The organism is Syntrophorhabdaceae bacterium (assembly GCA_028713955.1).
Lineage (GTDB): Bacteria > Desulfobacterota > Syntrophorhabdia > Syntrophorhabdales > Syntrophorhabdaceae > UBA5609.
Genome location: JAQTNJ010000133.1, coordinates 1 through 8,540, shown reverse-complemented (window position 1 = coordinate 8,540; position 8,540 = coordinate 1). Strand labels below are relative to the sequence as shown.

Genomic DNA, 8,540 nt, shown 5'->3' with positions numbered 1-8,540 from the left:
CCTCCCCCTCTCGCTCAAGAATTCGCTACAGAATATAGGTCCAATAGGTCGTATAGGACCTATATTCAGATTCTCACCTTCTGCTCTTCTCACCCTCTCACCTTCTTGCTCTTTACTCTCCGCTCTCTGCTCTCAGCTGCCTTATACCGGGGCACCCGCAAACATTGGATATACGTCAGTTATTTTTATTTAAATAATTTCTTGACAACTAACGTAACTATATATATATAAATAAATATTTATATACATACTTGTATATATAATAATTTTTTTTATGAAGGTTGTGCCAATTAAAAAATTTTTAGGGGGGGGGATCTATTATGGCTGTTTTCCACCGAATATTACCCCAGTACACCTTTTGTATACTTATCAGTATATATAGTTGTATCAATTACACGGAAACAAAAATCACAAGCCAACTGGAGGTGTTTCATGAAGAATTTTGGGTACGCTGCTCCTAAGAATGTCGGAGAGGCCGTTGGTCTGCTGGCAGAACTGGGCGGTCGTGGGAAGGTTATTGCAGGCGGACAATCGATGCTCATCATTATGAAACAAAATATGCTTGCCCCTGAGTTTCTTGTCGACATAAAGGGTATTTCAGAACTTGATTATATCAAGTATGATGAGAAGAAAGGTCTGAGCATCGGCGCCCTTACGACCCACCGCACTATCGAAAAATCGCCGATTATCAAAAAGACCTATCCGGTACTGAGCGAAATGGAAGACAACCTCGCCGTGGTCCAGACACGTAACTGGGGCACCATAGGCGGAAACCTCTGCCATGGTGATCCGGCGGGGGACCCTACCATCGTGTTCATCGCCTTGGATGCAAAGCTGAAAATACGGGGCCCGGCCGGAGAAAGGGAAATCGATATCGAAGATTTCTATAAGGATTATCTTGAGGTTGATCTAAACCCCGGTGAGATCCTGGTGGAAATCCAGGTACCGCCGGCGTCTCCACATACGGGAGCCGCCCACAGCAAGCTGATGGTGATGAAGGGCGATATGGGCATCGTGGGCGCGGCGGCATCTGTTACGGTGAACCCGGCCGACGGGACATGCTCAGGCGCACGCATAGCCCTCAGTAATGTTGCTTCGACGCCATGGAGATCCCGGGCCGCCGAAAATGTTCTTCTGGGGAAGGTTATCACGGGCGAGCTGCTTGCGGAGGCAGGACGGGCCGCATCCGCAGAACTGGAACCCCCTGCTGATGTCCATGGTTCGTCAGAATATCGGAAGGAAATGGCAGGGTTGTTTGTGCGGAGAACCGCTGAAATAGCTCTTAAAAGAGCTCAGGCGCAAAGTTAAATGGGACAGGAGGGAATATCATGAAGGACGACGAATTAAAGGAATTAAGATTTTCTGTGAACGGCAAGCCTTATGAATTGCAAGTCAAGCCCAAAGCGTTGCTTCTCGATGTACTCAGGAAAGAGTTGAAACTTACCGGCACAAGGACGGGCTGCGAGGTGAGCGCCTGCGGCGCCTGTACGGTCAACCTCGATGGGATGGCGGTCAGGGCTTGCTCAGTCCTTGCATTGCAGGCAAACGGACGCGAGGTAGTAACCATAGAAGGCGTTGCCGATGGTGAAAAACTTCATCCGGTTCAGGAGGCGATGGTAGCACATGGTGCGATTGAGTGCGGTTTTTGTACTTCAGGAATGGTGATGTCCGCAAGGGCCCTTCTCCTTGAAAATTCAAAACCGACAAGAGAAGACATAAGAAAGGCTATTCAGGGCAATATATGTGCCGATTCAGGCTATGCAAAATACATTGAGGCTATAGAAACAGCAGCTGAAAAGATGCAGGGAGGTGAATAGAATGGGCAAGGAACACGCAGGAGAATATTCGATAATCGGCAAACCCATACCACGGGTAGAGGCTAAGCTCAAGGTTACCGGTCAGGCAAAGTATGCCGCAGACATTGAAGCGGCTAATATGCTATGGGGCTACGTGAAGAGAAGCCCTCATGCCCATGCGAGAATACTTAACATCGATACAAGCAAGGCAGAGAGGCTGCCCGGGGTAAAAGCGGTCATTACCGGCAAGGACTTTAACGGTTTCACATGGGGCTGGAGCCAGCCGACCCGCGACGAGGAACCTCTGGCTACGAAGAAGGTGCGATATCTCTATGAAGGTGTTGCGGCCGTGGCCGCAGTGGATGAAGATATTGCCCAGGAGGCCTGTGATCTTATTGAGGTAGAGTACGAGCCGCTCCCCGGTGTCTTTGACCCCTTCGAAGCGATGAAGGAGGGCGCACCTCTGGTTCACGAGAACCGTCCGGGAAACATTACCGTTGAGTATCACTGGAATTTTGGCGATGTGGAGAAGGCCTTTGCCGAATCATACCTTGTCCGGGAGGACACCTTCCAGACCCCCCGTATGGCAAAGGGATATATTGAGCCGCCCGCAACAGTAGCCTACTGGCCGGAGCACAACCGTTTGGTTTTTCAGGGGGCAAAGGGTAGTCCTTACTTCCCATACAGGATATTATCGAGGTGTTTCAAACTCCCTCTCAGTAATGTTCGGATCATAACACCCTTTATTGGCTGCGACTTTGGCGGTACCAAGAATGACATGACGAACGGTGATTTTTCCACCGTCATGCTGGCCAGGAAGGCGGAAAGGCCGGTAAAGATAGTGGCCAGTCAGTTCGACACCCTCACCACTGACCTGAGGCGTCACCCCATGTGGATTACCATGAAGACCGGTGTTACGAAGGACGGTAAAATAACGGCTATTCACAACAAGATTGTCTCTGATGGGGGTGCCTATACCCGTATGAGCCCGCTCACTCACTTCCTTACGGGTATCTGTATGGGCATGCCTTACCATCTTCCGAACTTCAAACACGATGTTACCTGCTACTTTACGAACAATCCGAGTTCGGCGGCGATGAGGGGACACGGCATATACCATACCACCTTTGCCCGTGAATGCCAGATGGACATGATAGCCGATGAAATGGGGATAGACCGGGTAGAGATAAGACATAGAAATATCATCAAGAACCCTGAGCCGGGTACCATTTATGAGACAATAAATAATGTCCACATTGCCACCGCCGGCACAGAGGAATGCCTTACAAAGGTCGCCGAGGCGGTTAAGTGGGAGGAAATAAAGAAGAAAGAAAGGGTCAAGGGTAGTAAGGCCTATGGTATGGGTTTTGCGACGGGAACATATCTCAGCGGGACGCAGCTCAGCGCACACAATGCCTGTGCTGCCATTGTGCGGGTCTGCGAAGACGGCAGCGTCAACTATCTGACCGGGGCAACCGATGTGGGTATGGGGTCAGACACGGTAGGTTCTGCGATTGTCGCCGAGGTCCTGGGTATCGAGCTCAGGGACGTGGATATAAAAAGGGTGGATACGGCATTTACACCTGCCGACCCGGGTAGTTACGGAAGCCGCGTGACGGTGCTCGCCGGGGAAGCTGCGATAAATGCCGCTGAGGATGCGAAAAAACAGCTCCGCGAATTTGCGGCTAAAAAGCTTGGTGCGATGGAGGACGAGATAGTATTTAAGGACAGACAGGTTTTTGTGAAGTCGAATCATGTCAGGAGTATTCCCTGGGAAAGGTTAGTCAGGATGGCGTGCTACGACGCACCGGGGAGGGTAATAATCGGCCGCGGCCACTCGAAGAGGGCGACAGATCTCCATACGCTGGCCGATTTCAGCACCGGTAAGGGCGACATCGGCACCAATTACAGCTTTACCGCTCAGGCAGCCGAGGTTGAAGTGGATATGGAGACAGGGGTAGTGAGGTGTACCGACAACAGCGTAATAGCTCACGACTGTGGCTTTCCCCTCAATACCCAGGCAGTAGAAACCCAGGTTCTGGGCGGTTCGTACCACCAGGGGGTCGCCGCAGCCCTGTATGAAGAGTTCAAGATGGATAAAGGGTTAACCCTCAACGCCAATTTTGTAGATTACAAGCGTCCCCGTGCTTATGAGGCACCGATGACCGAGGTGCTACACGTGATTACCAATGACCCCTTTGGCCCCTTCGGCGCGAAGGAAGCCAGCGAAGGCAGCACCTGCAGTGCCCCGCCGGCGATAATCAACGCGATCCATGATGCCACCGGAGTATGGATAAAGGACCTTCCGGCGGAGCCGGAGAAGGTCTATTGGGCGTTGAAGGAAAAAAGGGAAAAGGAGCAAAAAAAGGAAAAGAAGTAGAAAACAGGGGAACCGGCATCCCTTATTGACTGTGGATTGGGGATATGCTAACAAGTGTTTATAACGATATTTCTGAGGGTATTGAATACCGGGGGTTGTTATGAAGGTGGCGATACTGCCGGGTTTTTCTGAATTGATTGTCATTATTAATCCCGCCGGGAAGGTGACCCGGGAGGGATTGCTCACGATCAATATGCCCTGGCTTTATACACCCTGGCCGGAGGCCAGGGAGAGCGGGGTGATTGAGCTGACGATGGAAGGCGAGACGTTACGGGCGCTGCTTACCGTACTTGCAGAGAGATACAGGCAGGCGGGTGTCGATTTTGAACCGATCAACCCCGGTACCAATGACGTGGACGAGGACTACGATGTCCTGATTAACGGTAAGGATTATGTTGCTATCCCTCACGGCCTCAATGCGAAGCTCAAAGACGGTGACAGGGTAAAGGTAAAAGTACTCTGGCGCTGGGACGGTTAACGGATACCACGGGAACAATGCTGGACAGGGACGAACTTGTCAGATATGACCGGCAGCTACGCATTCCGGATTTCGGGGAAGAGGGGCAGAAAAGGTTAAAGGACTCCCACGTGGTAATTGCCGGCGTCGGCGGGTTGGGCTGTGCTTCGGCAACATATCTGGCAGCTGCCGGTGTAGGCCATATCACTTTAGTTGATTTCGACGTGGTGGAATTATCCAATTTGAATCGACAGGTGTTATACTGGGAAGAGGATCTGGGGGCAAAGAAGGTGGTGGTCGCAAAGAAGAAGTTGTCCAGATTAAATACCACAATAGAGATTACCCCGATATGCGCCGAGATAACGGAAGAGAACGTTGATAGCGTGATTGACGGTGCTCAGGTAGTAGTGGACGGGTTGGATAGGTTAAACGGGCGGCTTGTGTTAAACGCGGCCTGTGTTAAGCAGGGGACACCTTATGTTTACGGTGGCGTTTCACGATTACGGGGTATGGTTACCACCATTATCCCAGGAGAGACCCCCTGTCTTGCCTGTTTTCACCCTGAAGGGCCGCAGGGACTGGGTGTTCTTGGTATAACTCCGGCATTGATAGCAAATCTGCAAGCCCTGGAGACGGTTAAATTAATTACAGGCCAGAGGCCGTCATTGGCCGGTAGATTATTATTATTCAATGGAAATGACATGAAATGCCGGGTCTATGATATAAAGAAGAATGAGCGTTGTAATGTTTGCTCGCAGAAATTGTTAAGCTGAAAAGACGCCCGGAACCTGGTTCGGAAAAGATTGTAAAGGCCCTCGGGGAGGAGGATAATATAGACAAAATAACCAGATGAACAAGTGAGTTGTGGCATGGAATTTGCTTTTGGGAATAAGGAGAAGGCAAGGCGGCTGAAAGGGCTGTAAAAAACTCAGGAGGTTGAGGGATGGAATCTTATCTATGGTGGACGGAAGAACAGAAGAGATTCGCAGAGGAGGTTCACGCATTCGTCAAAGAGGTGATGCCGAGAGACGCCGAGACGCGATGGACGAGGGAGTTCCCCTGGGACATCTTCCAGAAGATCGGCGAGAAGGGGTTTACAGGAGCAGGCATCCCGAAGGAGTATGGCGGTCTCGGACTGGGCGCAACCGGTGCATGCATTGCAGCGGAAGCGTTCTGCAGGATGCCCGGGCCGGGCAGGGTCTTCGTCGGCAACATGCTCGGTGGCTTGCGGCAACTCATTGAATACGGCACCGAGGAGCAGAAAAAAGACGTTCTTCCGCGCATCGCGAAAGGGGAGCTTGGCGCAATCGTTATCACCGAGCCCTTTGCCGGTACTGATGCGGCTGCAATTGAGACAACGGCGAAACGGGAGGGGGATGTTTACATACTGAATGGGAAGAAACGATACATTGTTTCCGCAGGTGTTGCAAAAAGGCACATGGTCTATGCCCGCACGAGCGATAACCCGGAGGATATCCGGAACTACCGTCATATCACCGCCTTTATCCTGGAGAAAGGGGCCCCCGGATTTTCTGTTGAAAAGATCAACGAGATAATCGGGTTTGAAAATATCCAGAACGGTGTATTGAACTTCGATAAGGTATCCGTGCCCGTAAAGAACCGCATCGGTCAGGAAGGGGAAGGATGGCGGGTGATGACGGCCGGACTCAACTTCGAAAGGACCCTCATCTCTGCTTCAGTGACAGGCTGGATAGGGGAACTTCTGAGGAATGCGGTGCCGTATGCACAGAGAAGGGTCCAGTTTGGCCGGCCCACGATCGATATACCGGCGAACCAGTTCAAGATCGCCGATCTTATCATCAAGACGAAGATAGCTCGCCTGATGACGTACTATACCGCTTACCTCTGGGATCTCGGGGTGGATATCGCGGTCGAATCGAACGTGGCCAAGGTCTTTAACTGCGAGTCGGCAATGCAGGCGAGCATTGATGCGATACAGGTGATGGGCGGCGACGGCGTGACGCCTTTTTACCCTCTTGAGGAGATCATGAACGTGGCCAAGGTTGAACACATCGCCGGCGGCACAATGGAGGCCTGCAGGCTTGTCATTTTCAGGACAGCCTTGCGCCAGATGGCCGAAGACCTCAAGATGCCGCACCGGGTTGTCCATCCGACACTGGGGGTGCCGGTACCGGTGCCCGGTACAATAGAGAAAGAAAAAGAGATTGACGAGGAGAGGCTGCTCGCGGCGCTCGCGGAAGACTACCGTGTAAACCCGGGTCTTTTCATGAGCCGCGAGGACATAAAGGAATTGTTCGAAGTGGACAGCGCCACGCTTGATGATCTGCTCGCCTCCCTCGAGAAGAAAGGTCTTGTCAAACTTTACCGGACAAAAAAGGGTATTGAGCTGGCTAAGGCAACCTATGAAGGTCTCAACAGAGCGCATCCGTTAGAGTACTACCGATGGTTTCCGTCCTGGATCAATAACGGGAAGGACAGAATATTTTAGAGGAGGTGATGCGGTAACATTCATGAGGGGATGTTCCCCTGGGGCAGAGAGAAACGATTGAAAAAAAGTATTTTTATTGTAGAATAGGCTTAGGCAACAAAATATAAAAATAAGGGGGTAACATGAAAAAGCTTATGTGTGTGGTGTTTCTTGTCTCGATTTTTTGTTTTGTTTCAACAATTGCCTTCAGCGCACCTATTGTTTTAAAAGCGGTCACGGCCTTCCCTAAAAATCATAGCAACAATGACACCGTTCAGATGTTTGTTGATAGAGTCAACGAGCGATGCAAAGGCAAGCTTGAAATACGCTGGCTTGGCGGACCTGAAGTTACCGCAGCTTTTGATCAGGTCAATGCCCTGAAGGCAGGCACAATCGACATGATTCTGTACTATCCCTTTGGTTACATGAAACAATTAATGCCTGAGGCTGAAGCAAAGGGTCTTTCTGAGCTTGCCGATTGGGAAGAGAGAAAGACAGGCGCATTTGAGTTGTGGGGGGAAATATTTGCAAAGAGGGTAAATGCCAAATATATTGGAAGGTTTCATAATTTGATCCCATTCATGCTCTATACAAATAAGAAGATCACAAAACTGGAAGATTTCAAAGGAATGAAGATAAGGGTCATGCCTTTATATGTTCCTTTTATAAAGGCCCTGGGGGCTTCCCCGATCTTGATACCGCCGACCGACATCCATACTGCCATGGAAAGAAAGGTGGTGGATGGATTTTGTTGGCCAAGGGTTGGCATGACAAGCTGGGGCCTCCAGGAGGTCACCAAATATATGCTGCTGCCCGGTTTTTTTCAAATGGAGCCGGCTACCATGATCAACATGGATAAGTGGAAACAGATCCCCAAGGACGTACAGGATATAATCATGGAAGTTATGAAGGACATGGAATACGTCGCAACCATGCGCCAGATGTTGCTCGTGGAAAAAGAAGATAATGTCAGACTAAAGGCCGGCATGGAATTTATTCAACTTCCACCCGAAGAGGCTAAAAAGTTCTTAAAGATAATTCATGATGAAACATGGAACTTTGTCTTGAAGAGTGCCCCCGAGTATGGTCCAAAACTCCAGAAGGCGTCTTCAAAAAAGGCATTGCCTAAAGGGGCATTCCCCTGGCAATAGTAATGTGTGTTAAATGGTCAGATACCCCTCTAAACAAAGAGGGGTATCTGGCAGTCTTTTCTGTATACTTAGAGCCTTGCAGTATTACAGTCTTTACGGAAGGGAAGCCTTCTTGAGAAGCAGTTCCCGGGACTTTCCTTTATCTTTACAAGGAGGGATCAAACATGGGCCGTAAGGGGATTTTTGACTGGGTTATAGAGAGCCTTGCCTATCTTGGCGGTATTTTGCTTGGTTGTGCCATAATTATAAAATTCTGTGACATCATCCTGCGATATTTTTTCAATAAGCCGTTGACCTGGGATATAGA

At 50.1% G+C, this 8,540-nt stretch carries 7 protein-coding genes; all 7 read left to right on the top strand.

The features are described from left to right. The first annotated feature begins 432 nt into the window (after positions 1 to 432). The 7 genes from PHU49_11200 (at position 433) to dctP (ending at position 8,233) form a co-directional block, all read left to right on the top strand. On the top strand, positions 433 to 1,308 hold the full coding sequence (locus PHU49_11200) for a xanthine dehydrogenase family protein subunit M (protein ID MDD5244569.1): 876 nt from the start codon (positions 433 to 435) through the stop codon (positions 1,306 to 1,308). Between the two features lie 20 nt (positions 1,309 to 1,328). Beyond that, positions 1,329 to 1,817: a (2Fe-2S)-binding protein gene (locus PHU49_11195; protein MDD5244568.1), complete on the top strand. Its 489-nt coding sequence runs from the start codon at positions 1,329 to 1,331 to the stop codon at positions 1,815 to 1,817. Position 1,818: 1 nt separating this feature from the next. Next, positions 1,819 to 4,176, top strand: a complete 2,358-nt coding sequence (locus tag PHU49_11190; GenBank protein ID MDD5244567.1) for a xanthine dehydrogenase family protein molybdopterin-binding subunit — start codon at positions 1,819 to 1,821, stop codon at positions 4,174 to 4,176. Between the two features lie 100 nt (positions 4,177 to 4,276). Continuing rightward, the gene (locus PHU49_11185) at positions 4,277 to 4,654 is read left to right on the top strand and encodes a hypothetical protein (GenBank protein MDD5244566.1); all 378 of its coding nucleotides are present in this window, start codon (positions 4,277 to 4,279) and stop codon (positions 4,652 to 4,654) included. Between the two features lie 17 nt (positions 4,655 to 4,671). Further along, positions 4,672 to 5,406, top strand: coding sequence for a HesA/MoeB/ThiF family protein (locus PHU49_11180; protein MDD5244565.1), 735 nt, complete (start codon positions 4,672 to 4,674; stop codon positions 5,404 to 5,406). 170 nt (positions 5,407 to 5,576) lie between these two features. Continuing rightward, positions 5,577 to 7,103, top strand: a complete 1,527-nt coding sequence (locus tag PHU49_11175; protein MDD5244564.1) for an acyl-CoA/acyl-ACP dehydrogenase — start codon at positions 5,577 to 5,579, stop codon at positions 7,101 to 7,103. Positions 7,104 to 7,225: 122 nt separating this feature from the next. After that, positions 7,226 to 8,233, top strand: a complete 1,008-nt coding sequence (gene dctP / locus PHU49_11170; protein ID MDD5244563.1) for a TRAP transporter substrate-binding protein DctP — start codon at positions 7,226 to 7,228, stop codon at positions 8,231 to 8,233. Positions 8,234 to 8,540: the final 307 nt, after the last annotated feature.

Excerpts from the sequence above, each read along its gene's own strand:
- PHU49_11175 (MDD5244564.1), top strand. The coding sequence starts at position 5,577 with ATGGAATCTTATCTATGGTGGACGGAAGAACAGAAGAGATTCGCAGAG.
- PHU49_11180 (MDD5244565.1), top strand. The coding sequence starts at position 4,672 with ATGCTGGACAGGGACGAACTTGTCAGATATGACCGGCAGCTACGCATT.
- PHU49_11195 (MDD5244568.1), top strand. The coding sequence starts at position 1,329 with ATGAAGGACGACGAATTAAAGGAATTAAGATTTTCTGTGAACGGCAAG.
- PHU49_11200 (MDD5244569.1), top strand. The coding sequence starts at position 433 with ATGAAGAATTTTGGGTACGCTGCTCCTAAGAATGTCGGAGAGGCCGTT.
- dctP (MDD5244563.1), top strand. The coding sequence starts at position 7,226 with ATGAAAAAGCTTATGTGTGTGGTGTTTCTTGTCTCGATTTTTTGTTTT.
- PHU49_11190 (MDD5244567.1), top strand. The coding sequence starts at position 1,819 with ATGGGCAAGGAACACGCAGGAGAATATTCGATAATCGGCAAACCCATA.
- PHU49_11185 (MDD5244566.1), top strand. The coding sequence starts at position 4,277 with ATGAAGGTGGCGATACTGCCGGGTTTTTCTGAATTGATTGTCATTATT.